The organism is Actinoplanes regularis, assembly GCF_900188005.1.
Taxonomy (GTDB): Bacteria; Actinomycetota; Actinomycetes; order Mycobacteriales; family Micromonosporaceae; genus Actinoplanes; species Actinoplanes regularis.
Map to the genome: position 1 here is coordinate 271397 of NZ_FZNR01000001.1, position 24086 is coordinate 295482.

Annotated in this window: 17 protein-coding genes; 5 read left to right on the top strand and 12 right to left on the bottom strand. The window is 69.8% G+C overall.

Translation table 11 applies throughout. The features are described 5' to 3' along the window. Window positions 1-13 precede the first annotated feature (13 nt). From arfA to CHC09_RS01165, 4 genes are read right to left on the bottom strand one after another with little or no spacing between them, the layout of a single operon-like run. Window positions 14-1540, bottom strand: a complete 1527-nt coding sequence (gene arfA / locus CHC09_RS01150) for an arabinosylfuranosidase ArfA (protein ID WP_089291048.1) — start codon at window positions 1538-1540, stop codon at window positions 14-16. A gap of 31 nt (window positions 1541-1571) precedes the next feature. Beyond that, window positions 1572-2423, bottom strand: coding sequence for a carbohydrate ABC transporter permease (locus CHC09_RS01155; protein ID WP_239138107.1), 852 nt, complete (start codon window positions 2421-2423; stop codon window positions 1572-1574). Further along, window positions 2420-3340 (bottom strand): carbohydrate ABC transporter permease, encoded by a 921-nt coding sequence (locus CHC09_RS01160; RefSeq protein WP_089291049.1) that lies wholly within the window; start codon window positions 3338-3340, stop codon window positions 2420-2422. Before CHC09_RS01160 ends, CHC09_RS01155 begins: the two co-directional genes overlap by 4 nt. A 2-nt stretch (window positions 3341-3342) precedes the next feature. Continuing rightward, complete coding sequence (locus CHC09_RS01165) at window positions 3343-4626, bottom strand: ABC transporter substrate-binding protein (RefSeq protein WP_143232182.1); 1284 nt, start codon at window positions 4624-4626, stop codon at window positions 3343-3345. Window positions 4627-4888: 262 nt separating this feature from the next. On the opposite strand from CHC09_RS01165, the gene CHC09_RS01170 reads away from it, so the two are divergent. Continuing rightward, window positions 4889-5926, top strand: a complete 1038-nt coding sequence (locus CHC09_RS01170; protein WP_089291051.1) for a LacI family DNA-binding transcriptional regulator — start codon at window positions 4889-4891, stop codon at window positions 5924-5926. Here the strand turns inward: CHC09_RS01170 and ligD are convergent. From ligD to CHC09_RS01185, 3 genes are all read right to left on the bottom strand, one after another. Then, a complete protein-coding gene (gene ligD, locus CHC09_RS01175; protein ID WP_089291052.1) occupies window positions 5907-6854 on the bottom strand; it encodes a non-homologous end-joining DNA ligase in 948 nt (315 codons plus the stop codon). The two genes, CHC09_RS01170 and ligD, sit on opposite strands and share 20 nt — an antisense overlap. 9 nt (window positions 6855-6863) lie before the next feature. Then, window positions 6864-8573 (bottom strand): acyl-CoA dehydrogenase, encoded by a 1710-nt coding sequence (locus CHC09_RS01180; protein WP_089291053.1) that lies wholly within the window; start codon window positions 8571-8573, stop codon window positions 6864-6866. 68 nt (window positions 8574-8641) lie between these two features. After that, complete coding sequence (locus CHC09_RS01185) at window positions 8642-10435, bottom strand: sensor domain-containing diguanylate cyclase (protein ID WP_089291054.1); 1794 nt, start codon at window positions 10433-10435, stop codon at window positions 8642-8644. A 180-nt stretch (window positions 10436-10615) separates the two neighbouring features. Between CHC09_RS01185 and CHC09_RS01190 the strand changes: the two genes are divergently transcribed. After that, a complete protein-coding gene (locus tag CHC09_RS01190; protein ID WP_089291055.1) occupies window positions 10616-12319 on the top strand; it encodes an alpha/beta hydrolase in 1704 nt (567 codons plus the stop codon). Window positions 12320-12357: 38 nt separating this feature from the next. Here CHC09_RS01190 and CHC09_RS01195 read toward each other — a convergent pair whose 3' ends face one another. Together CHC09_RS01195 and CHC09_RS46075 are read right to left on the bottom strand one after the other, a co-directional pair. Continuing rightward, window positions 12358-12915, bottom strand: coding sequence for an antibiotic biosynthesis monooxygenase (locus CHC09_RS01195; RefSeq protein WP_089291786.1), 558 nt, complete (start codon window positions 12913-12915; stop codon window positions 12358-12360). A 170-nt stretch (window positions 12916-13085) separates the two neighbouring features. Continuing rightward, window positions 13086-13559 carry a hypothetical protein gene (locus tag CHC09_RS46075; RefSeq protein WP_179276896.1) on the bottom strand — a complete coding sequence of 158 codons (474 nt, stop codon included), beginning with the start codon at window positions 13557-13559 and terminating at the stop codon, window positions 13086-13088. Between CHC09_RS46075 and CHC09_RS01200 the strand changes: the two genes are divergently transcribed. Further along, window positions 13537-14412, top strand: a complete 876-nt coding sequence (locus tag CHC09_RS01200; protein WP_244911587.1) for a WD40/YVTN/BNR-like repeat-containing protein — start codon at window positions 13537-13539, stop codon at window positions 14410-14412. The two genes, CHC09_RS46075 and CHC09_RS01200, sit on opposite strands and share 23 nt — an antisense overlap. Before the next feature lie 1068 nt (window positions 14413-15480). On the opposite strand, the gene CHC09_RS01205 is transcribed toward CHC09_RS01200, so the two are convergent. Together CHC09_RS01205 and CHC09_RS01210 are read right to left on the bottom strand one after the other, a co-directional pair. Continuing rightward, window positions 15481-16119, bottom strand: a complete 639-nt coding sequence (locus CHC09_RS01205) for a response regulator (RefSeq protein WP_089291056.1) — start codon at window positions 16117-16119, stop codon at window positions 15481-15483. Next, window positions 16071-17357, bottom strand: coding sequence for a sensor histidine kinase (locus CHC09_RS01210; RefSeq protein WP_089291057.1), 1287 nt, complete (start codon window positions 17355-17357; stop codon window positions 16071-16073). The genes CHC09_RS01205 and CHC09_RS01210 overlap by 49 nt, the downstream gene beginning before the upstream one ends. 131 nt (window positions 17358-17488) lie before the next feature. Between CHC09_RS01210 and CHC09_RS01215 the strand changes: the two genes are divergently transcribed. Then, window positions 17489-18499, top strand: a complete 1011-nt coding sequence (locus CHC09_RS01215; RefSeq protein ID WP_089291058.1) for a fatty acid desaturase family protein — start codon at window positions 17489-17491, stop codon at window positions 18497-18499. Between the two features lie 188 nt (window positions 18500-18687). Here the strand turns inward: CHC09_RS01215 and CHC09_RS01220 are convergent, their stop codons facing one another. Then, entirely contained in the window at window positions 18688-18996 is a 309-nt protein-coding gene (locus CHC09_RS01220; RefSeq protein ID WP_239138103.1) for a hypothetical protein, read from the bottom strand. 467 nt (window positions 18997-19463) lie between these two features. Here CHC09_RS01220 and CHC09_RS01225 point away from each other — a divergent pair, with 467 nt between their 5' ends. Next, entirely contained in the window at window positions 19464-24074 is a 4611-nt protein-coding gene (locus CHC09_RS01225; RefSeq protein WP_280523909.1) for a type I polyketide synthase, read from the top strand. Window positions 24075-24086 lie beyond the last annotated feature (12 nt).

Sequence of the window (24086 nt, forward strand, 5' to 3'; positions counted from 1 at the left end):
CCGGGCCGGGTGGTCAGGCGGGCGTGAGGCGCAGGGCGGTCCAGGAGACCCGGGGCAGAGCGATCGTGACCGAGCCGTCCCCGGTCGTGATCGCGCCGGTCGGGATCTGGGTGGTCGGGCGGAGCGTGACGCGCTCCGGGTCGTCCTTGGTGTTGGTGGCTCGGACGTCGTCGTCGGTGAGGGTGACCGACTCGGCGACCGAAAGGTCCGCGCCGAAGGCGGAGAGGTCGACGGTCAGCTCGACCGGGTTCTCCTGGTCGCGGTTGACGACGAAGAGGGTGACGCCGCCGGTCACCGGATCGTGGGTGGCGACCGCGTCGATCAGGGCGGCCTCGCCGTACCGGGCGGTCTGGTAGGTCGGGCAGTCGACGCGGGTCTCCAGCACGTCGCCCTTGGCCAGCGCGGCGGTGCGGGCGAACGGGTGGAAGACGGTCTGCCGCCAGGCCGGGCCGCCGGGCTCGGTCATGATCGGGGCGATCACGTTGACCAGTTGGGCCTGGCAGGCCGCGGTGACCCGGTCGCTGTGCCGGAGCAGGGAGATCAGCAGGTTGCCGACCACGACGGCGTCGGCGACGTTGTACCGGTCCTCGATGACGCGCGGGGCCACCTCCCACTCCGACGGCGGCGGCGCGTTCTGGAAGCGGGACAGGTACCAGACGTTCCACTCGTCGAACGAGATGTTGATCTTCTTCTTGCTCTTCAGGCGCGCGCCGACCGCGTCCGCGGTGGCGACGATGCTGCTCACGAAGTGGTCCATGTCGGTCGCGCAGGCCAGGAAGGAGCCGAGGTCGCCGTCGTACTCCTCGTAGTACGCGTGGCAGGAGACGTAGTCGACCGCCTCGTACGCGTGCTCCAGCACCGTCGACTCCCAGGAGCCGAAGGTCGGCATCGACGAGCTGGAGCTGCCGCAGGCGACCAGCTCCAGATCCGGTTCGGCGGACTTGAGCGCCCGCGCGGTGGCCGCGGCGAGCAGGCCGTACTCCTCGGCGGTCTTGTGCCCGGTCTGCCAGGGGCCGTCCAACTCGTTGCCCAGACACCAGATCTTGATGCCGTACGGCTTCTCCGCCCCGTTCGCCCGCCGCCGCTCGGAGAGTTCGGTGCCCTCCGGGTGGTTGAGGTACTCGTGCACGTCGAGCGCCTCCTGGACACCGCGGGTGCCGAGGTTGACCGCGTACATGATCTCGACGCCGGCCTTCTCCGCCCATTTGGCGAACTCGTCGATGCCGACCTGGTTCGTCTCGATGCTGCGCCAGGCCAGGTCACGGCGGCGCGGGCGCTTCTCGGCCGGCCCGATGCCGTCCTCCCAGCGGTACCCGGAGACGAAGTTGCCGCCCGGGTAGCGAACCATGGTCACCCCGAGCTCGCGGGCCAGCGCGAGCACGTCGGCGCGGAAGCCGTCCTCGTCGGCGCTCGGGTGACCCGGCTCGTAGATGCCGGTGTAGACACAGCGACCCATGTGCTCCACGAACGAGCCGAAGGTACGGCGGTTGACGGGCGCCACGACGGCAGCCGGATTCAATGCGACACGCGCACGAAGCATTTCTTTCCTTACTGAAGCGCTTAGACAGACGTCACTTCACCGCGCCGATGGTCAGGCCACCGCGCCAGTAACGCTGAAGGAGGAGGAACGCGGCGATCAGCGGCACGATGGCCACCAGGGCGCCCGTCACGATGACGTTGAAGAGGGCCTCGCCGCCGTTGCCGAGAGTCGCGGACATGTACCAGGTACGCAGGCCGACCGTCAGCGGGAAGAGATGGTCGTCGCTGAGCATCACCAGGGGCAGGAAGAAGTTGTTCCACGACGCGACCATCGAGAAGAGCAGCACGGTGACCAGGGCCGGGCGCATCGCCGGCAGCGCGACGCTGGTGAACACCCGCAGCTCGCCGGCGCCGTCGATCCGGGCCGCCTCGAGCATCTCGTCCGGCAGCGACTCGTGGGTGTAGACCCGCAGCAGGTAGACACCGAACGGGTTGAGCAGCGACGGCAGGATCACCGCCCAGATCGAGTCGACCAGGCCGGCCTGCGACATCAGCAGATAGGTGGGCAGCACCAGAGCGGTCGCCGGCACCATGATCAGGCCGAGGAGCAGAGCGAACAGTTTGGTACGACCGGGGAAGCGCAGCTTCGCGAAGGCGTACCCGGCGAGCGCCGAGACTGCGGTCGCGCCGGCGCCGCTGACCAGCGCGTACAGCGCGGAGTTGCGCAGCCAGACCAGGTAGATCCCGTTCTCCTGGGAGAACACCGTCTTCAGGTTGCCGACCAGGTGGAACTCGGAGAACCACAGCGGCGCGGAGAGGAACAGCCCGTCGTTGTCCTTGGTCGCGGCGACCAGCAGCCACCAGAACGGCAGTAGGAAGTAGACCGCCATCAGCCCCATGACCAGGTGCGGTACGAACCCGGCGCGCTCGGACCTCGGATTCACAGCGCACTCCGTTTCCTGGTCGCGAAGAGGAAGATGTACGACCCGACGAAGACCACCGCGCCGAGCAGGAACGAGATCGCGGCCGAGTAGTTGTACTGCTGGAACGAGAACGCCTGGTTGAAGGCGTAAACGTTGGGCGTGTAGTGCTGGGTGATCGAGCCCGGGTTGAGCGGCTGCAGGATCAGCGGCTCGGTGAAGAACTGCAGGGTGCCCAGGATCGTGAAGAGCGTGGCCAGCACGATCGCCGAGGAGATCATCGGGGTCTTGATCCGCCACGCGATCTGGGCCGGGCCGGCGCCGTCGATGCGCGCCGACTCGTACACCTCACGTGGCAGGCCCTGCAGCGCCGCGTACAGCACGATCATGTTGTAACCGGCCCACTGCCAGGTCACCACGTTGCCGAGCGAGGCGAGGACGACGTCGCTGGAAAGAAAGTCGATGTGCAGGAGCGAGTTGAACGGCCCGACGTTCTCGCTGTAGAGGAAGCCCCACATCAGCGTGCCGATGACCACCGGCACCGCGTACGGAACGAAGGCGGCGAGCCGGAAGAATCGCGAGAACCGGGAGGTGGCGTGGTCGATCAGCAGCGCCGCGAGCAGCGCGATACCGATCATCACCGGCGTCTGCACCAGCCCGAACACGATCACCCGGACCACACCCTCGCGGACCAGCGGATCCTTGAACGCCTGGGTGTAGTTCTCGAGGAACGCGAAGTGCTCGCCCTCGATCAGGGTGGACCGGTAGAGGCTCAGCTTGAACGCGTACGCCATCGGCAGCAGCAGGAACGCGACAAGCAGCACCACGAACGGGAGGACGAAGAGCCAGCCGGTCATGGCTTCACGCAGATGCCGCCGCTTCTTCGTGGGGGGACCCGCGACCGCAGTAGCGGCCGCGGACCTGGTTTCCACCTGGGTCATTGCTACTGAACCTTGAAGCCCTGCTGGGTGGCGTACTGGGTGACGTTCGCCTGCGCGGTGTCGAGGGCGGCGGTCCACGAGGTCTTCTTCTCGATGGCCCCGTTGATCCCGGTCGTCAGCTGGTTGAAGTTGTAGCTGTTGAACGGGCTCCAGGAGAACGGCAGGATCGCCTTGTAGGCGGGGACGAAGACGTCGTTGACGGTCTGGCCGCCGAAGAAGTCGTACTTCTTCTTGAGGAACGCGTCCGATTCGAGCACCGGGGTCGCGGTCGGGAAGAGGTAGGCCTCGTCGATACCGATCTTCCAGGCGTCGGTGTTCTTCGCTCCGTAGATCTCCATCGCGACCTTGGTGGCCGCCTCCGGGTTCTTCGCCTGGTCGGTCACCGCGAACGACGAGCCACCCCAGTCACCCTGCGCGTTGCCGCCGGCGGTCCACTGCGGCAGCGGGGCCGCGCGCCACTTGCCGGCGGTCGTCTTGGCCACGCTGGCCAGGTAGCCCGGGCCCCAGCCGGCGGCCAGGTAGGTGACGTACTTGCCGGAGCCGAGACCGTTGTAGAAGTCGGTCGTGCCGTACGCCTTGGTGTCGGCGAGGCCGGAGTTGACCATGCCCTCCCAGTACGTCATGACCTGCTTGGCACCGGCGTCGTTGACCGAGATGCCGATGTTCGACGGGTTCGCGGTGTCGTAGGAGTACGGCTTGCTGCCCGCCTGCCACATCAGGCCGGTCATGAAGCCGCCGTCGTTGCCGCCGAAGTCGGTCATGAAGGCTTTGCCGGCGGACGCGGTCTTCAGCTTCTCGGCCTGGGCCTTGTACTCGTCCCAGGTCTTCGGGATGGTCAGGCCGTACTGCTTGAACAGGTCCTCGCGGTAGAGCATCGCCATCGGGCCGGCGTCGACCGGGATGGCGTAGACCTTGTCACCGGTGCTGACCTGCTTCCACGCCCAGTCGACGTACTGACCCTTCAGGTCGTTGGCGCCGTACTTACCCATATCGACCAGATGCTTGGTGAGCTGGTAGGTGGGCAGCTCCTGGAACTCGAGCATGACCACGTCGGGCGCGCCCTTGCCGGCTTTGAGCGCGGTCTGCAGCTTGGTGTACTCGTCCTGGCCCGCGCCGGCGTTCGTCCACTCGATCTTGATGTCGGTGTGCGTGGAGTTGTACAGGTCGACGATCTTCTGGAAGGAGGGGTACCACGCCCACACCTTCACGGTCACCGGGCCGGAGGGTTTGTCGGCGTCGGCGTCCGATCCACCGCCGCTGCACGCGGCGAGGGCCAGCGCGGTCACAGCCGCGACTGTCGCCACCACCGAGCGTCGTACACTAAAGTTTCTGACGTTCACTGGGTCCTCGCAGATTTTCGTATCCAGTTGTTCGGGTCAGAAGAGCCGGCCTCCGGTGCTGGCACACCGGGGGTCGGCCAATCAGTTCTTCACTGCTTCGCGGACGTTGTTGCTACGATTTTGCAGCGCTGCAAAACAGCATGCACGGACGTCCAATCGACGGCAAGGGGTAACCTGCCGGAAACTTGGCGCGGGCGGAGGGGGCACATTGCGTCGAGAAGTCACGCTACGTGACGTCGCGGAACTGGCCGGAGTTTCCAGCCGAACCGTCTCCAACGTGGTCAACGGGTACGCGAACGTCACCGAACGAACCCGGGTCCGGGTGCAGCGCGCGGTGGACGAACTCGGGTACCGGCCCAACGTGCTGGCCCGCAACCTGGCGCAGGGACGCTCCGGTCAGATCGCGCTGGTGGTGCCCTACCTGGACACGCCGTACTTCTCCGAGTTGCTGCAGAGCGTGATCCGGACGGCCCGGGCCCGCGGCTACAACGTTTTGATCGACCAGACCGACGGCGATCCCGAGCACGAACGCGCGTTCATCGCGCACGGCTCCCGCCGGCTGCTCTTCGACGGCGTCATCTTCAGCCCCCTCGGCCTCGACCAGCAGGCCCTCGCCGACCACGACCCGAACCTGCCGTTGGTCATCCTCGGCGAGCGGACCAGCGACGGCACCTTCGACCACATCGGCATAGACGACGTGGCCGCCTCGCGCGAGGCCACCGAACACCTGCTGGACCTGGGCCGGCGGCGGGTCGCCGCGATCGGTGACCAGCCGTACGCCACCGGCGAGGCGGCCCAGCGCCGCACCCGCGGCTTCCGCGAGGCCTTCCAGGCACGTGGCCTGACCGTCCGGGAAGACCTGATCATCAGTACGCCCCGGTTCAACCGCAAGGACGGCGCGCAGGCCATGGCCCACCTGCTCGACCTCGAGGATCCGCCGGACGCCGTCTTCTGCTACTCCGACCTGGTCGCGCTCGGCGCCATCCGCACCCTGGTCAGCCGGGGTCTGCGGGTGCCCGACGACGTGGCGGTGATCGGCTACGACGACATCGAGGACGGGCGGTACTCGAACCCGAGCGTCACCACCATCTCCCCGGACAAGGAGATGATCGCGACCACCGCGGTCGAACGGCTGCTGCTGCGGATCGGCAGCTCCACCCCGCCGCCGGCGGTCGAGCTACGCGCCCCACACCGGCTGATCGTCCGCGAGAGCACCGCCGGCCGGGTCACTCCTCCGGCCCGCTGAGGCCGCCCTGCTCGTCAAGGTCGGCCCATTCCAGCAGCGTGTCCAGCGAGTGGTGCACGTCGTCGATGGCGGCGTGCAGGTCGCCCAGCTCGGCGAAGCGGGCCGGGACCGTGCGGATGGTGAAGGCCTGCGGGTCGACGTCCGGGATCTCGTCCCAGGTGATCGGGGTGGAGACGGTGGCCTGCGGGACGCCGCGGACCGAGTACGCGCTGGCGATCGTGTGGTCGCGCGCGTTCTGGTTGTAGTCGATGAACAGCGCTTTCGGGTCCCGGTCCTTGCGCCACCAGGTGGTCGTGACGTCCTGCGGGGCGCGGCGCTCGACCTCGCGGGCGAAGGCGAGCGCGGCACGGCGTACCTCCGAGAATCCCCACTCCGGCTGGATCCGGACGTAGATGTGCAGACCCCTGCCACCGGAGGTTTTCGGGAAGCCGGCGATGCCGAGCTCGTCAAGCACCTCGCGGACTATCGGGGCGACCCGGCGGACCGTGTCGAACGGGCAGTCCGGCATCGGATCCAGGTCGATCCGCCACTCGTCCGGTTTCTCGGTGTCCGCCCGCCGGGAGTTCCACGGATGGAACTCCACGGTGGACATCTGGACCGCCCAGATCACGTCGGCCGGTTTGGTCACGCAGAGCTCGTCGGCGTGCCGGTTGTACCGCGGGAACCTCACCCGGACCGTCTCCAGCCAGGGCGGCGCGCCGTTCGGCACCCGCTTCTGGTGCACCTTCTCCCCGGCCAGGCCGTCCGGGAAGCGGTGCAGCATGCAGGGGCGCTCGCGCAGCGCGCGGACGATCCCGTCGCTCACCGCCAGGTAGTACTCGACCAGGTCGAGCTTGGTGGCGCCGAGCTCCGGGAAGTAGACCCGGTCCGGGTTGGAGACCCGGACCTCGTGGTCGCCGACTTCGATGACGGTGGCTTTACCGGCCATGCGTCGAAACTATCCCAACCAGGCGTCGTCAAGGTCGAGAAGCAGCGTGTCACCCGAGTCGAGCAGGTCCAGCATCGGGCCGATCCGGGGCAGCTCGTGGGTGACGAAGTACCTCGCGGCCAGCCGTTTGCCCTGGTAGAAGTCGCCTTCCCGGTCCGCGGCGGCGTTCAGCTGCTCCAGCCACATCCAGGCGATCACCAGGTGACCGGCGGCGTCGAGGTACGCCGTGGCGTTGACGAGCGCGGTCGACGGATCGGCCCAGAGTTTGGCGGTGGTCGCGGCGAGCCGGTCGCAGGCCGCCAGCACCGGCACACCCAGCTCGGCGGGGGCCGAAGCGGCGGTGGCCCGGATCCGGTCGAGGAGCAGGGCCAGGCCGGCGCCGCCCTGCTGGGTGACCTTGCGGCCGAGCAGGTCGAGCGCCTGGATGCCGTCGGTGCCCTCGTGGATCGAGTTGAGCCGGTTGTCCCGGTAGAACTGCTCGACCGGATACTCCCGGGTGTAGCCGTAGCCGCCGTGGATCTGGATGGCGTGGTCGTCGGCGAGCCGGCACCACTGCGACGGCCAGGCCTTGACGATCGGGGTGAGCACGTCGAGGAGCAGGCTGTTCTCCGGCGAGGGCTGGTCCAGCAGCTTCGCGGCGTAAAGGACGAGAGCGAGACCGCCTTCGACGTACGACTTACTGGCCAGCAGCATCCGTCGTACATCCGGGTGATCGACGATCGGGACCGGAGGTGCCAGTGGGTCCTTGGCGGTGACCGGGCGGCCCTGCTGCCTCTCCCGAGCGTAAGCGAGGGCGTGCAGGTACCCGGTGTAACCGAGAGCGACCGCGCCGGACCCGACGCCGATCCGCGCCTCGTTCATCATGTGGAACATGTACTGAAGGCCGCGGCCCTCCTCGCCCACCAGCTCACCGACCGCGTCATCGAACGCCAGCACCGTGTTGGTGGTGCCGCGGTAGCCCATCTTGTGGTTGAGCCCGGCCAGCGTGACGCCGTTCCGCTCCCCCGTCGCCAGGTCCAGCTTAGGGACGATGAACAGCGACAGGCCCTTCACCCCCGCCGGCGCCCCGGCCACCCGGGCCAGGACCAGGTGGATGATGTTCTCGGTGAGCTCGTGGTCGCCGCCGGAGATCCACATCTTGCCGCCGGTGACCCGGTAGGTGCCGTCCGCCTGCTTGACGGCCCTGGTGGTGACGTCGCTCAGCGACGAACCGGCCTGCGGCTCGGAGAGGCACATCGTGCCGGCGAACCGGCCCTCGATCATCGGGTGGACGAAGCGGCGGATCTGCTCCTCGGTGCCGTGGGCGAGCAGCAGGTGCGCGTTGCCGCCGGTGAGCATCGCGTACGCCGAGGAGGCGGTGTTCGCCGCCTGGAACCAGAGGAAGCAGGCGCGCTGCACCACGTGCGGCAGCTGCAGACCACCGTGCTCGGCGTCCATGGTCGCGCCGAGCAGCCCGGACTCGGCGAAGACCCGCAGCGCGTGCGAGACCTCCGGGATCATCTCCACCCGGTTGCCGTCGAACGTCGGTTCGTGCAGGTCGTTCTTGCGGTTGTGGGGCGCGAAGTCCCGCTCGGCGATCTGCTGCGACACGTCCAGGAACGCGTCGAACGTCTCGCGGGAGTGCTCGGCGAACCGTTCCCGACCGGTCAGCGCTTGGACGTCGAGCCATTCGTAGAGCAGGAAATCGAGGTCCCGACGGGACAGCACCTTGGAATTCATGCACCCAGTGTGCACTAACTTTGCTGAACGTCATTCAGCCCGTCGACCGGTGCAGCGGACCCCGAGGCTCACTCGGGCGCGCGGTGCCGGCCGATCCGCTGCATCATCCGGGTCAGCGCGCGGCCGCCGCCGGAGCGCTTGATCTCGTACATCGCGTGGTCCGCGGCACGCAACGCGGCGTCCGGGTCCTCCGCCGGTGCGGCCAGGTGGACACCCACGCTGGCGCCGATGTCGACGTAGTGGCCGGCGATCGGGAACGGCATCTCCACCACCGTGCGCACCCGGTGCGACATCGCCGCGGCCTCGTCCGGGCCGAACGTGCCGGGCATCAGCACCACGAACTCGTCGCCGCCGACCCGGGCCAGCACGTCGCCACTCCGGATGCAGCCGCTCAGCCGCTCGGCAACCTGACGCAGCAGTTCATCGCCGGCCTCGTGCCCGAACCTGTCGTTGACCGGCTTGAACCCGTCCAGATCGACGAAGAGCACGGCCACCGGGTCCCGGCGCAGCGACGAGCTGAGCGCGTTCTGCATCCGGCGCCGGTTCGGCAGACCGGTCAGCGCGTCGTGCTGGGCCTCGTGCGCCAGCCGCTCCTGGAACGCCCGGTTCTCCGAGACGTCCCGGGCGTTGATCACCACGCCGTTCAGGGCCGGGTTCGCCAGCTGATTGGAGGCGGTGAAGTCGAACCAGCGGTAGTCCCCGCTCGCCGCGCGCACCCGGCACTGCAAGCGCAGCACTCCGGTCGAGTCGGCGAGCAGCGACTCCAGCCGCGCCCGCATCGTCGGCTGATCCTCCGGGTGCACCAGCTCGAAGACACTGTGCCCGTTGAGCAGGCTGTGTTCGAAGCCGAGGATCGCCGACGAGCCGGGGCTGGTGAAGATCATCCGGCCTTCCCGGTCGATGACCGTGACGATGTCCGGCGCGTGCTGGAACAGCGCCTGGAACCGCTCGTCCGCCCGGCGCCGCTGCATCTGGGTGCGGTAACCGAGCACCGAGATGCCGACCACACCGATCAGCAACATGGCGATCAACGTGTAGTTCACCGTCTGGCTGCGGCTGTGCACCGCGCCGTAGAACGAGGATTTCGTCTGCGTACGGACGTAGGAGTAGCCGCTCGGCAGCCCGGCCACGATCGAGACCATGGTGACGTCGCCCGAGTCGTACTCCACGAGCCGGGTTCCGTCGCCACGGAGCTCGGCGACGAGCCCCGTGTCAGCCGGGGCACCGACCCGGGCGCGCACGCTGCTCGCGGCGATCCTGCCGGTGCTGTCGATCACGTCGGCGCGATGACTCGGGTTGGACAGTTGCTCGAGGTAGTGCTGCAACGAGGTGGCTACGACCTGGTTGAGACCGATCAGGAAACCGACCGGGGAGCCGCTGGTCAGAATCGGCACCCCCACGGCGGCGAGCGCGACGCCGTCCACCGTCATCACCGACGAGAAGCCGTACTTCTGGCCGGCGGCGAACTGCTTGCGCATCGCTGCCCAGCCGGCGTTGTCGGTGGCCGGCAGCCCGGTGGCACGGCTCGCGTTGAGCACGTGCCCCTCCAGGTCGGTGAGGAGCATGCCGTACTGGAAGGTCGAACTCTTCGCGGCGGCCGCGACCAGCACGGCCCGGTCGGCGGCGGCGTTCTTGGCCAGGGTCAGCGGGCGCTCGGCGAGCACCTGCGCCAGCTCCTGGACGGAGAGCAACTGCAGTTGTCCGGTCAGGATCGCGTTGTTGGTGCCCAGCTCGGTGCTGTCGGCGCGGTGCACGGTGTCAGCCGCGTTCAGCGTCGAACGGTTCACCACGATGGCCACGCCGCCGGCGGCCGCCAGCAACAGCAAGCTGACCACCACCGCGATCCAGTTCCGTACCCGCATCGGTTCCCTCCCTCGCCGCATGTCATCGGCAACCGGAGGCCCGACTGAATGAAGCCGTGGCATGAAACCGCCCGAAAGCGGGGCGGCGCGTGGAGGCATCGACCCCCGATGATGGAGGGGTAGCCGAATCCGTACGCCGAGCGATGTGACCCGACACCCCGTCGATGATCGGAGCACCGCATGCGAAAAGAGGTGGTCACACCTCCTCCGGACACGGTCGCGCCGGTCCGCGCCCGGATCCCCCGGCCCCGACGCTCCCTCGAGAACCTCCGCCCACGGATCATGCGAGCGCCGCTCAGCCTCACCGGCGCCGGCCTGGCGGCCTTCTTCTTCTGCCTCGCCTTCACCCCCTCCCTGCTCCCCCGCACCGGGATCCTGCAGGGCGTTGTGGCCGGAATCACCGCCGCGATGGGTTACGCCCTGGGCACCGCGATCGGCGCGCTGATCCGGATCCGGTTCCGGTTCTCACCCCGGGCCGTGCGGATCTGGTGGCGGGTACTGGCCGTGCTGCTCCTTCCGATGATCGCCACTTGCCTGGTCCTCGGCGTCCGCTGGCAGCGTGAGCTACGTCTCCGGCTGGGCATGGCACCGGCCCAGGAGTACGACATCGTCCGGACCGTCGGGGCCAGCCTGCTCACCTTCGGGCTGATCCTGCTGATCGCACGGGCCCTGCGGCTGGCCACCCACGGCTGCGCCCAGGTCTTCCGGCTGATCGTGCCGGACCGGGCGGCGTATTGCGCGGGCACCGTGGTGGTGGCCGTGCTCAGCTACAGCGCGTTCGACGGGCTGCTGGTCGCGCACCTGTTCGCGGTCGCCGACCGGTCGGCAGCCGTGATCAACAACGGGACCGGCAACGGGGTGCACGTGCCCGGGTCGGCGCTGCGCTCCGGCGGGCCGCAGTCGCTGGTGCAGTGGGACACCCTCGGCCGGCAGGGCCGCAGCTTCGTGGACGGCGCGCCCAGCCGTGCGGAGCTGACCACGTTCGCCGGCCGGCCGGCCCTCGAGCCGATCCGGCTCTACGCGGGGCTGGCCTCGGCGGAGACCCTGCAGGGCCGGGCCGAGCTGGTGGTCCGGGAGATGGACCGGACCGGCGCGTTCCAGCGGAAGGTGGTGGCGCTGTTCACTCCGACCGGCACCGGCTGGGTGGACAACAAGGTGCCGCAGTCGCTCGAATACATGTACGCCGGGGACACCGCGCTGGTCTCCATGCAGTACTCGTACCTGCCGAGCTCGATCGCCTTCATCGGGAACCGGTCCGAGGTGGTCGACGCGGCGTCCGCGCTGATCACGGCGGTACAGGGCCGCTGGCGGGCGCTGCCCGCCGACCAGCGGCCCAAGCTGTTGCTGTTCGGCGAGAGCCTCGGGACGTACGGGATCGAGGTGACCTTCGGCAGCGCCGAAGCCCTGGTCGCCGGGGCGGACGGGGTGCTGATGGAGGGGCCGACCTTCGCCAACCCGATCCACCAGCGGCTCACCCGCGAGCGGGCGGCCGGCACACCGGTCTGGGACCCGGTCTACCCCGGCCTGCCGGTGGAGTTCGCCGACACCGCGGCCGAACTACGGGACCGGCCCGGGCCCCGGCCCAAAGTCGTCTACCTGCAGAACTCGTCCGACCCGGTCGTCTGGTGGAGCTGGAGCATGCTGTGGAAACGGCCGGCCTGGCTGCGCGGCGATCGCGGGCCGGACGTCACGCCGTCCATGCACTGGTTTCCCTGGGTGACGTTCTGGCAGACGACGTGCGACCTGGTCTTCGCGAACACGACGCCGACCGGGCACGGACACGTCTACAAGACGACGACGGTGGACGGGTGGGCGACCATCGCACCGCCCCCGGGCTGGACCGCCGCGGACACCGTCCGGTTGCGCGACCGGCTGGGCGGTTAACGCTCGCCGGTCATCGCTCGCCGGTCATCGCTCGCCGGTCATCGCTTCAGCCATGGCTGAAGGACGCGGGTCACCCGGGGCAGCACCAGGTAGGTCATGATCGGGGTCAGCACGAGCGTGGTGATCAGGGTGCGCACGATCATGTGCAGGCCCTCCAGGTGCGGAGCCAGCAGCCAGGCGGCGAGCAGGCTGACCGGGAAGAAACCGAGCCAGATGGTGGTCGCCTGCTTCCAGCGGGCGGGAGCCTTCTCCTCCTGCTTGACGTGCGGCTCGCGCGACGGTTCGAACCAGCCCTCGATGCCGCTGCGCTTCTCCACCCGGGTGTGCTCGACGAACCCCTCGGCGGAGGTGAGCCACCAGCGCCGCTGCGGGGACTCCTCCCAGTCGTTGAGCGCGTTCGCGTCGGCGAAGCGGTAGAGCATGTGCCATTCGGCGGAGCCGGGCTCGGGCCGGACCCAGCCGGTGCCGAGGAAACCCGGGAAGTCCTCGGCGAGGGAGGCACCGGCGCGGACCCAGGCGTCCATCTCCGCGGTCCGCGAAGGGTCGGCCCGCCGGGTGATGGCGACGGTGACGGGGAGCTGGGTCGAAGACTTCATGTCCCACATTGTGGTAACTGCTTGTTTCGGGCGCGTGACACCCCACGGATCAGTGCCGTGCCACACACTCGCCGAGCCGGTAGGTTCTGCGGAATGACGATCAAACGAAGGTTGTCGATAGGTCTGGCCGTGATCGCGGCGATCGCCGCTCCCTCGCCCGCCTCTGCCGCCTACTCCCCTTCCTCCCCGTCCTCCCCTTCATCACTCTTTCCCTCCTCCTCTTCACTCGCCTCCTCTTCCGTCTCTTCCTCTCCCATCTCTTCCTCTTTCCTCTCTTCCGTTGCCGCCTCGTCCTCCTCTTCCGTCTTCGCTTCTTCCACCTCCTCCTCCACCTCCTCCTCCGGCTTCGCCTCTTCCGGCTCTTCCCTCGACGCCGCGTCTCTCGCCTCTTCCGGCTCTTCCCTCGACGCCGCGTCTCTCGCCTCTTCCGGCTCTTCCCTCGACGCCGCTTCCCTCGCCTCTTCCGGCTCTTCCCTCGACGCCGCTTCCCTCGCCTCTTCCGGCTCTTCCCTCGAGGCCGCGTCCGTCGCCTCTTCGGCCAAGCTCGCCTGGCGGCTCAGTGACACCGGGTCCACCGCGCGTTTCCGCGGTCTTGCCCCGGTCAGTTCCTCGGTGGCCTGGGTGGCGGGCAGCGCCGGCACCATCCTGCGCACGATCGACGGCGGCCGCAGCTGGTCCTCGGTCGGCCCGGCAGACGCCGCCCAACTGCAGTTCCGCGACATCGAGGCGTTCGACGCCCGGCACGCGGTCGCGCTGACCATCGGCTCCGGCACCGACTCGCGGATCTACACCACCTCCGACGGCGGCCGCACCTGGAGCCGCACGTTCCAGAACGAGGACGCCGCCGCCTTCTACGACTGCCTGACCTTCCTCGACCACCGGCACGGCCTCGCCCTCTCCGACCCGGTCGACGGCCGATTCCGCATCCTCGCCACCCGCGACGGCGGCCGCACCTGGTCGGTCCTGCCCAGCGCCGGGATGCCGCCCGCCCTGGACGGCGAGTTCGCCTTCGCCGCGAGCGGAACCTGCCTGGTCTCCGCAGGCGGCAGGGCCTTCTTCGCCACCGGCGGCGGCGCGACAGCACGGGTGTTCAGCTCCGGTGACCTCGGCCGCACCTGGCGCGTCGCCACGACGCCGATCCCGAGCGGCCCGAGCGCCGGCATCTACGGCCTCGACTTCCGTGACCCGCACCACGGCCTCGCCGTAGGCGGCGACTACACAATCCCGGCATCGGCCCCCTCCGGCGCGGCCGTCACCCGCGACGGCCGAAGCTGGACCGTCGCCACCTCCCCGCCGGGCGAATACCGCTCCGGCGTCGCATGGTTCGGCCGTCTCGCGTTCGCCGTCGGTCCGACCGGCAGCGACCTGTCCAGCGACGGCGGCCTGACCTGGCGCCGATTCGACACCGGCAGCTTCGACGCCGTCGCCTGCGTCCGCCACACCTGCTGGGCCTCGGGCGAACAGGGCCGCGTCGCCCGCCTCACCCATCCCCACTGACCTGACCGACCGACCTGGCTGACCGACCTGGCTGACCGACTTGGCTGACCGACTTGGCTGACCGCTCCACTCGCCCCGACACGTCCCTCATCGCCGAAGCCAGCACGCCCTTTCGACCGGCCTCAGCGGCGTGTCGGACCACCAAGACCAGCCGAGCCAGCACGCCCTTTCGACCGGCCCCAGCGACGTATCAGACCACCAAGACCAGCCGAGCCAGCACGCCCTTTCGACCGGCCCCAGCGACGTATCAGACCACCAAGACCAGCCGAGCCAGCACTGCCGGCTCGGCTGGTAAGCCCCTGAAGGCGACGCAACCACCAGGACCAGCCAGAGCTGCCAGGCCCGAGAGCGGCGGGGCGCCTGACGCCGGGGCTGGCTCCCATTGCCCTATCCGCAGCGGCGATACGACCACGACGACCAGCCGAACCCTCCCGGCTGGGCTCCACAGCGGCCACAAGACCGACGACCCGACCACGACGACCAACCAAACCCACCCGACTGGCGCCATGGTGGTTACCAGGCTGGTGATGCGAGCGGGAGGGCCGGCTGAGGTGGCGGGCCGGCTTCCGTTGTGGTGTTCCGGACAGGACGATCAGGAGCAGCTGGGGCTCGGGTCGGTTGGTCGGCGCTGGACAACCTGCCGGAGAGGCACGAGAGCCTGCCAGCAATAGGGTGCGGGGAGGTGGCGTTGCTCCAGGACGCCGATCTCGATGAGTAGAACCGCCCGGGCAGGCGTTGAGACTGAGCACGACTGCCCGATCAAGCGCGGAAGGCGAGCGGCGCCAGCCGGTCAGGCGCGGAGGGCGAGCGGCGCCAGCCAATCAGACGCGGAAGGCAAGCAAGACCAGCCAGCCAGACGCGGAAGGCAAACAGGGCCAGCCAATCAGACGCGGAAGGCAAGCAGGGCTGGGCGGTCAGGCGCGGAGGCCGAGCGGGGCCGGGCGGTCAGACGCGAAGGGCGAGCGGTGCCGGGCGGTCAGACGCGAAGGGCGAGCGGTGCCGGGCGGTCAGACGCGAAGGCCGAGCGGGGCCGGGCGGTCTGGGTTGGAGATGGGTTGGGCCGGGTGGTCAGGCGTTGAGGTAGGTGAGGACGGCGAGGACTCGGCGGTTGTCGTCGTCGGACGGTGGCAGGTCGAGTTTGGTGAAGATGCTGTTGATGTGTTTGCTGACCGCCTTCTCGCCGATGAACAGTTTGGTGGCGATGGCGCCGTTCGAGCGGCCCTCGGCCATCTGGGCGAGGACCTCGCGTTCGCGGGTGGTGAGGGCGGAGAGCGGGGACTGGCGGCGGGCCAGGAGTTGGTAGACGACCTCGGGGTCCATGGCGGTGCCGCCGGAGGCGACGCGGCGGACGGCGTCGATGAACTGGGCGACGTGCGAGACGCGGTCTTTGAGCAGGTAGCCGACGCCGCCCGCACGGTCGGAGAGGAGTTCGCGGGCGTAGAGCGGCTCGACGTGCTGGCTGAGGACCAGGACCGGCATGCCGGGGATTTCGGCGCGTGCGGCGATCGCGGCTTGCAGGCCCTCGTCGGTGAAGGTCGGTGGCAGGCGGACGTCGACGACGGCCACGTCAGGGCGGTGTTCCATCAGGGCGGGCAGCAGCGCTGGTCCGTTGTCGACAGCCGTGATCACCTCGCAGGCGTGCGCGGCCAGCAGGCGAGTCAGCCCGTCCCGGAGGAGGGCGTGGTCTTCGGCGAGAACGACGCGCAAGGTAGCTCCATGGTCACGACGGTCGGTCCGCCCGGTGGGCTGGACAGGCTCATCGTGCCATCAAAGGCGGCAAGACGGCGCTCGATGCCTCGCAGGCCGGTGCCGCCGGCCGGGTCGGCGCCGCCCAGGCCGTCGTCGATGATCCGCATGACCAGGATCGATCCGGTGTGCCAGAGCTCCACCGAGACCGTGCGGGCGAAGCTGTGCCGGGTGACGTTGGCCAGCGCCTCGGCGACCACGAAGTAGGCCGCGGACTCGACCGGCGTGTCCAGCCGGCCGGGCAGCGCGGTCTCCACCGTGACCGGGATCGGCAGCGCCAGGGCCAGCGCGCGGACCGCGCCGTCCAGGCCGCGCTCGGCGAGCACCGGCGGATGGATGCCGCGAACCACGTGCCGCAGGTCGGCCAGCGCGGCGGTGCTGGTCTCGCGGGCCTCGGCCAGCAGCTTGCGGGCGCCGACCGGGTCCGCCTCTACCATCTCCTCGGCCAGGCCGATGGTCATGCCGAGCGAGACCAGCCGGACCTGGGCGCCGTCGTGCAGGTCCCGCTCGATCCGGCGCAGCTCGGCCGCCTGCGCGTCGACCGCGTCGGCCCGGGTGACGGTGAGCTGGCTGACCCGCAGGCGCAGCTCGGCGTTGCGGGTCGGGGCGAGCAGCAGGCGGGTGAAGAGCGCGTCGAACCGTCGCAGGTGCGGCGCGGCGGCCAGGCCGATGGAGAGGATCAGAGCGCCCTGCGGCAGGGAGAGGAAGGCGTCGCCGACGGTGTCGAACGGCCAGATCGCGCCGTAGCCGTACCACCCGGTGCCGAGCCAGATCCACAATGGGATGAGCAGGATGCCCTCGAGGCCGTAGAGCGGGACGGCGATGGTGAGCGCGCCGAGCACGATGCCGATCACCGCGCCCGGCACCAGCCAGGCGAAGTCCCGCCAGGTGGCCGGGTCGGTCAGGATCCACTTGTAATAACGCCAGAGACCGAGGCGAGCACCGTCGGGCATCGGACGATACGGCCGGGAGATCGTCACGCCGGACTGCGCGCCGAGTCGGCGGGCCAGGTCGGCACGGGCTCGGACCAGCAGTGTGACGAGCGGGAACAGCAGCAGCCCGAGCCCCGGGACCACCCCCAGGATCAGGGTGGCCACCGAGAGCGCGAAGAGCGGCAGGTTCAGCGCCGCCAGCGGGATGACGATCAGCCCGGCGAGCACGGACCTGAGCCCGTCGCGTATCCAGTCACGCGAGTCCATGGCGCCATGGTGCCCGCTCGCCGCTCGATTGTCGGTAGTGCCAGCACTACTCCCGATACGGGGGTGGAGCGGACCCGGATTCGGGTGTTGGCACTCCTGACCCGGTACCGCTGAGCGACAAGTCTTGCGGCATGACGACGACGACGGAGCGGCCACGCGCCGCGGGAAGTGACTTCGCCGAGCTCAACCGACGGATCAACGCGGCCGGCCTGTTGCGCCGCCGGCCGGGCTACTACGCCGTACGCCTGAGTCTGGTGGCTCTCGCCCTGATCGGCGGTTGGACGGCATTCTTCCTGGTCGGCGCGTCCTGGTGGACGCTGGCCGTGGCGGTCTTCCTGGCCGTGGTCAGCGCCCAGGTGGCGCTGGTCGCGCACGATCTGGCGCACCGGCAGGTGTTCCGCACCAACAAGCCCAGCGCGCGGGCCGGACTGATCGCCGGCAACCTGGCGATCGGGATGTCCTACGGCTACTGGATGGACAAGCACACCAAGCACCACGCCAACCCGAACCACGACGACCTCGACCCGGACGTCGGGCCGGGCGTGCTGATCTGGTCCCGGGAGGCGGCCCAGGGCAAGGGCTTCCTGACCCGGCACCAGGCCTGGTTCTTCTTTCCGCTGCTCACCCTGCTCGGGATCTCGCTGAAACGAGACAGCGTCCGGGCGCTGCGCAACGGCACGGTCAAGCGACCCGGCGCGGAGTGGGCGCTGCTCGGCGCGCATCTCATCGGGTACGCCGCGGCGCTGCTGCTGGTGCTCACCCCGGGGCAGGCGCTCGCCTTCCTGGTGGTGCACCAGGCGCTGTTCGGGGTCTATCTGGGGATGACGTTCGCGCCCAATCACAAGGGCATGCCACATCCCGACGGGACCGGTGACTTCCTGCGCAAGCAGGTGCTGACCTCGCGGAACGTGCGCGGCGGGTGGCTCACCGACGTGGCACTGGGCGGTCTGAACTATCAGATCGAGCATCACCTGTTCCCGGCGATGCCGACGCCCAACCTGCGGAAGGCCCAGCCGATCGTGCGGGATTACTGCGCGGAGATCGGGATTCCCTACGAGATGACCGGGCTGGTCGGGTCGTACCGGCAGGCGTTGCGCCATCTGCACGAGGTCGGCGCCGACCTGCGCGGGCAGAGAGGCTGAGGCCCCGGAGGCCGAAAGCGACCGGCCGAGACAGCCGAAGACCAAAAGGGACCGGCCGGGGCGGCCGGGAAACCAGAAGAGACCGGCCGGGGGCGGCCGAGGGCGCGTCACCGGTTGGTGCGCGCCCACGGCCGCGATCCCAAATCCTCCGGTACGCGGTCAGCCGCGCACCGGTGCCGAATTGCTCGTCAGCCGAGACCGATGTTGTTGTGCGCGCTCACCGGGGCGAACCGCCGGTTGCCGAGCCAGACCGCGTCGTAGCCGTTGACCAGCAGGTTCGCCAGCGAGACGGGCGGCGGGACCGGGCCGTTCTTGCACTCCGCCCAGCCACCGAAGTCGGTGGTCGCCTCACACATCGGGAAGCGCTCACCGGTGGTGGTGAACTGGATCGGCAGGCCGGCCACCGGGTGGCCGTCCCAGGTCGTGAAGTGGGCCTTGAGCCCGAGCGTCTCACGGGCGATGACGTCGAGCGTGCCGTAGTACGCGGTCGCGTTCATGCGGATGGGGGGAAAAACGGGTTCCGACGGGGCCGCCTGAGCGGGGCTGGCAGTGGCAATACCGGCCAGCGCCATGGCCGCAGCAAGCCACCGCATAGTCGTGTGCTTCATGGCGCACAAAACTAGGCGAAGCGGGCGTTTTTCCCAAATCGACACACTTTCGAGGGACGAACATCCCTCCGACCTGCACGGAACAACGGCCCGACCACCCACCCGCGACACGCTAATGACGCGAAGGAGTGACTCGGAGTAAAAGATCACAGGAGGTGGCGCAAGGATGTTCTAGGTTTTGACAGAAGTAGCCACAGGTCTCGTGGAAACGCCGTGACACCTTGCGTGCAAATGCCTCGTCGTGCGTTAGCCTCTGCTCACGAAGCGCATCTGCCGACGATCATCCATCGGCTTTGCCCGCGCTTTCCCGGCCGCTTTCCGGCGGACCTTCAGGCTCGCAAGCATGGGGAACATCATTGGACATTGCCATCGTCGGCCTATCCTGCCGTTTTCCGGGGGCGCGCGACGTGGTCGAGTTCTGGGCGAACTCGCTGGCCGCCGCTCATCAATTCCGGCCCGTACCGTCGACTCGCTGGAATCACGAAACTTTCTATTCAAAAAATTTTCGTGACACCTATTCCACGTACACTGACCAGGTGGCCTTTCTCGACGAGGTCGAGAAATTCGCCGCTCTGCACCACCGCATCCCGCCGCGGCGCGCGAAAGCCATGGATCCGCAGCACCGGCTCCTCATCGACCTGGCCCGCGAGGCGGTTCAGGACGCGGGCTGGGAACGGCGCCCGTTCGACCGGGCGACCACCGGCGTCTTCGTCGGGCTGGGCGGTGCCGACTACCGGGAGATGACCGGCGCCCGGATCACCGCCAGCCTGCTGGCCAACGGGTCACTGTCGCCGGATGCCGTCGACCCCCAACTGTTGGACGCCATCGCGGAGGCGGCGGCCGTGTCGCTCGATCCGCCACAGTCGTTCTCGATGGCCGGGGCGCTGCTCAACATGGCGCCGTGCGCCGTCAGTGAGCTGCTCGACCTGGGCGGCCCGTCGTTCGCCGTGGACGCGGCCTGCTCGTCCGCGCTGGTGGCGATGCACGAGGCGGTCAATCACCTGCGCACCGGCTCGTGCAGCGCGGCCCTGGTCGGTGGCGTGTTCCTGAACCTCACCCCGAACGCGCTGATCGGCTTCTCCCGGGTGGGCGCGCTGTCGCCGACCGGGCTCTGCCGGCCGTTCGACTCCCGGGCCGACGGTTTCGTGCTCGGCGAGGGCGGGTCGCTGGCCGTGCTCCGGCCGCTGGACGACGCCCTGGAGGCCGGTGACCGGATCTACGCGGTGCTCAACGGGATCGGCACCGCCAACGACGGCAAGGGCGCCGGGCCGATGACCCCACGCGCGGAGGGCCAGGAGGCGGCGATGCGGGCCGCGTACCGGGACGCACGGGTGGAACCGGGCGCGATCGACTTCCTGGAGGCGCACGGCACCGGCACCACGGTCGGCGACCGGGTTGAGCTCGAGGCGATCCGCCGGTTGCGCGCCAAGTCCGCGGATCGGCACTGCTACCTCTCGTCGGGCAAGGCGAGCATCGGGCACACCCTGCCCGCGGCCGGTGCCGCGGGAGTGCTGCGGACCGCGCTGGCCCTGCACCACCGGACCGTCCCGCCGCAGCCGGCCACGATGGACCCGCACACCGAGTTGCCGCTGGCCGAGGCGGGACTCGCGATCGCCACCGAGCCCACGCCGTGGGCACCGCCGGCCGACGACCGGCGGCGTGCCGGGGTGAGCTCGTTCGGCTTCGGCGGTACGAACGTGCACGCGGTGCTCAGCGAGGCGCCGGCACCGGAGGCGGAGGACGAGGACGCCGGCGGGGAACGGCCGTGGGTGGTGCTGCTCTCGGCGGACGACGGGGAGCTGCTCACGTCGTACGCGGAACGGCTCTCCGGTCTGGTCGCCGACGACCCGACGCTGACCCCCGCCGCCGTGTCCCGCACGATGGCCAGCCGCACGCTGCTCCCCGCCCGTCTCGCGGTGATGTGCCGGACCCGGGCCGAGCTGGCCGACCGCCTCGCCGCCGCGGCGCGGTCGCTGGCCGCCGGCGCCACCGGCCGTCTGGCCGCGGGCCTGTACGCCGGCACCGCCCCGCTCGCGCCCGAGCACCGCTCGCTGGCCTTCCTCTACCCGGGCCAGGGTTCACTGCGGCCCGGTCTGCTGCGCGACCTGGTCGCCCGGTTCCCGGCGCTGGCCGGTCATGTCCGGCCGCTCGCCGACCGGGTCGACGAGCGCACCGGCGCACCGGTCACCAGCCTGCTCTGCGACACGCCCGGCGAGGACGACGACGAGAAGGTCAGCGCGACCGCGATCTGCCAGCCCGGCCTCGGTGTGGCCGGGATCGGGATGACCCAGCTGCTCACCGACCTCGGGGTGACCCCGCAGGTGGCGCTCGGGCACAGCGTCGGCGAGCTGGCGGCGGCGGTCGCGGCCGGCGCGCTGACCCCGGACGACGGCATCGAGTTCCTGATCGAGCGCGGCGCGGCCGTCACCTCCGGTGGGGAGCCGGAGCCGGGCACGATGGCCGCGGTCCGGATCGACGCGGCCGGTTTCGAGCAGCTGCGCACCGGCATCGAGGGGGTCTGGGCGGGCTGCTACAACCACCCGACCCAGGTAGTCGCGAGCGGGCACGAGGACGCGGTCGGCCGGCTCGTCGAGCGGTGCCGGAACCGGGACGTGCCGGTCGTGCCGCTGCGCGTGTCCCACGCCTTCCATTCGCCGTTGATGTCCGACGTGGACTCCCGGATCGCCGAGCGTGTGGAACAACTGCCGGTCCGCGAGCCGGTGCACACGCTGGTCTCCAGTGTGGACCCGGCCGCGCCGACCGACCCGGAGACGCTGCGCGCGCTCTGGGCGCGGCAGGGCTCAGCCCCGGTGCAGTTCCGCGAAGCGGTGGACGTGGCGGTCGAAGCCGGCGCGAAGATCCTGGTCCAGGTTTCGGCCGGGGACGCGCTGCTCGGGATGGCCGCGCAGACGCCGTCGGCGCACGGGCTGGAGTCGATCGCGCTGATGCCGTCCGAGCCGGACGGCGGGTACGCGCTGCTGGAGGGGTTGGGCCGGCTGGCCGTCGCGGGCGTTCCGGTGGATCTCACGCCGCTGTTCGAGGGCCTGGGAGTGCCGCTGGTCACGTTGCCGCCGTCGCCGCTGGCGACGCAGCGCTACACGGTCCGGCGTCGGACGCCCGGCGCAGCCCCGGCCCGATTTGTACGTACAAATGAAGCTCGTTCCGCTTGTACCCCAGAAATTCCGGCACGCGAAGCGCTGCCGGCCCCTGTAACCAGGAACGGAGAGCAGCTTCCGGTGAACGACGTCATCTCTCTGCTTCGGGAGCAACTCGCAGTCCTGCGGGGCATCGGCGTTGAGCCGGCCGACACGGCGATCGAGTTCGCCGTCGCGGCACAGCCCGCCGCGGCCGCGAAACCCGAGCCCGCGCCGGCCGCCCCGGCCCGGATCTCCCTGCCCACCCAGCCCGCCCCGAAGAAGATCGAGGACAACCAGGTCTTCGCCGAGGTCGCGGCGATGGTCGGCAAGATCAGCGCCTACCCGGCCGACACGGTCCGGGCGGACCAGTCGTTCAGCACCGACCTGGGCTTCGACTCGATCATGACGGCCGAGCTGATCGCGGCGGCCAAGCGCCGCTGGCCGGACCTCGACCTCGCCCCCGAGCAGATGTTCGGGATCACCACGGTGGGCGAGCTGGCCCGGACGCTGGCGCAGGCCCTGGGCGGCGGAGCCGCGGTGCCCGAAGCGGCTCCGGTCCCCACACCGGCCCCGGCGCAGGCACAGGCACCGCGGGCGGACACCCGCCGGCCGGAGGTGGCCGACGTGACCAAGCTGCCCGAGGTCGTCCAGTTCGAGGCGCGCGGCAACATCCTCGAGCGGGTGGGGGTGGCCAACCCGTACTACATCGTGCACGACAGCGTGATCAACAGCCGGACCACGGTGCAGGGCCGCCAGCTGATCTCCTTCTCCAGCTACAACTACCTGGGCCTGTCCGGGCACCCGATGGTCAACTACGCGGTGAAGGAGGCGGTGGAGCGGTACGGCTCCTCGGTCTCCGCCGCCCGGATCCTCTCCGGCAACCGGGGCCTGCACGACGAACTCGACCGCGCCCTGGCCGACCTGGTCGGCGCCGAGGACGCGATCTCGCTGCTCGGCGGGCACTCCACGAACGTCGGCATCATCGGGCACATGGTCGGCCCGGAGGACCTGATCGTCCACGACGCGCTCGCGCACGACAGCATCCTGCAGGGCTGCCGGCTCTCCGGGGCCAACCGCCAGCCGTTCCCGCACCAGGACCTGGCCGCACTGGACGCGCTGCTGACCCGGATCCGGGACCGCTACCGCCGGGTGCTGATCATCGTCGAGGGCGTCTACAGCATGGACGGCGACATCTGCGACCTGCCGGCCCTGATCGCGCTGAAGAAGAAGCACGGCGCGCTGCTGATGGTCGACGAGGCGCACAGCATCGGCGTGCTCGGCCCGAACGGCGGCGGTGTCGGCGAGCACTTCGGTGTGGACCGCGGCGACGTCGACATCTGGATGGGCACCCTCTCCAAGTCCCTCGCGAGCTGCGGCGGGTACATCGCCGGGCGGCACGAGCTGATCGAGTACCTGCGGTACACGCTGCCGGGCTTCATCTTCAGCGCCGGCATGAGCCCGGCGAACGCGGCCGCGGCGCTGGCCGCGCTGAACATCATCCGTGAGGAGCCGCAGCGCCTGACCGCCCTGCACGACCGGGCGGCCACCTTCCTGCGGCTGTCCAAGCAGGCCGGGATCGACACCGGGCCCAGCTCGGGCACCCCGGTCATCCCGTGCATCACCGGCGACTCGATGCAGGCCCTCAAGCTGGCCGACGCGCTGCTCAAGAACGGGGTCAGCGCGAACCCGATCATGTACCCGGCGGTGAAGGAACGGCTGGCCCGGCTGCGGTTCTTCATCACCGCCGAGCACACCATCGAGGACATCGAGATGACCGTGGATCTGGTGGCCCGGCACCTCGACCCGGCCCGCGTGCCACAGCCGGCCTGAGAGCAGCCGCCC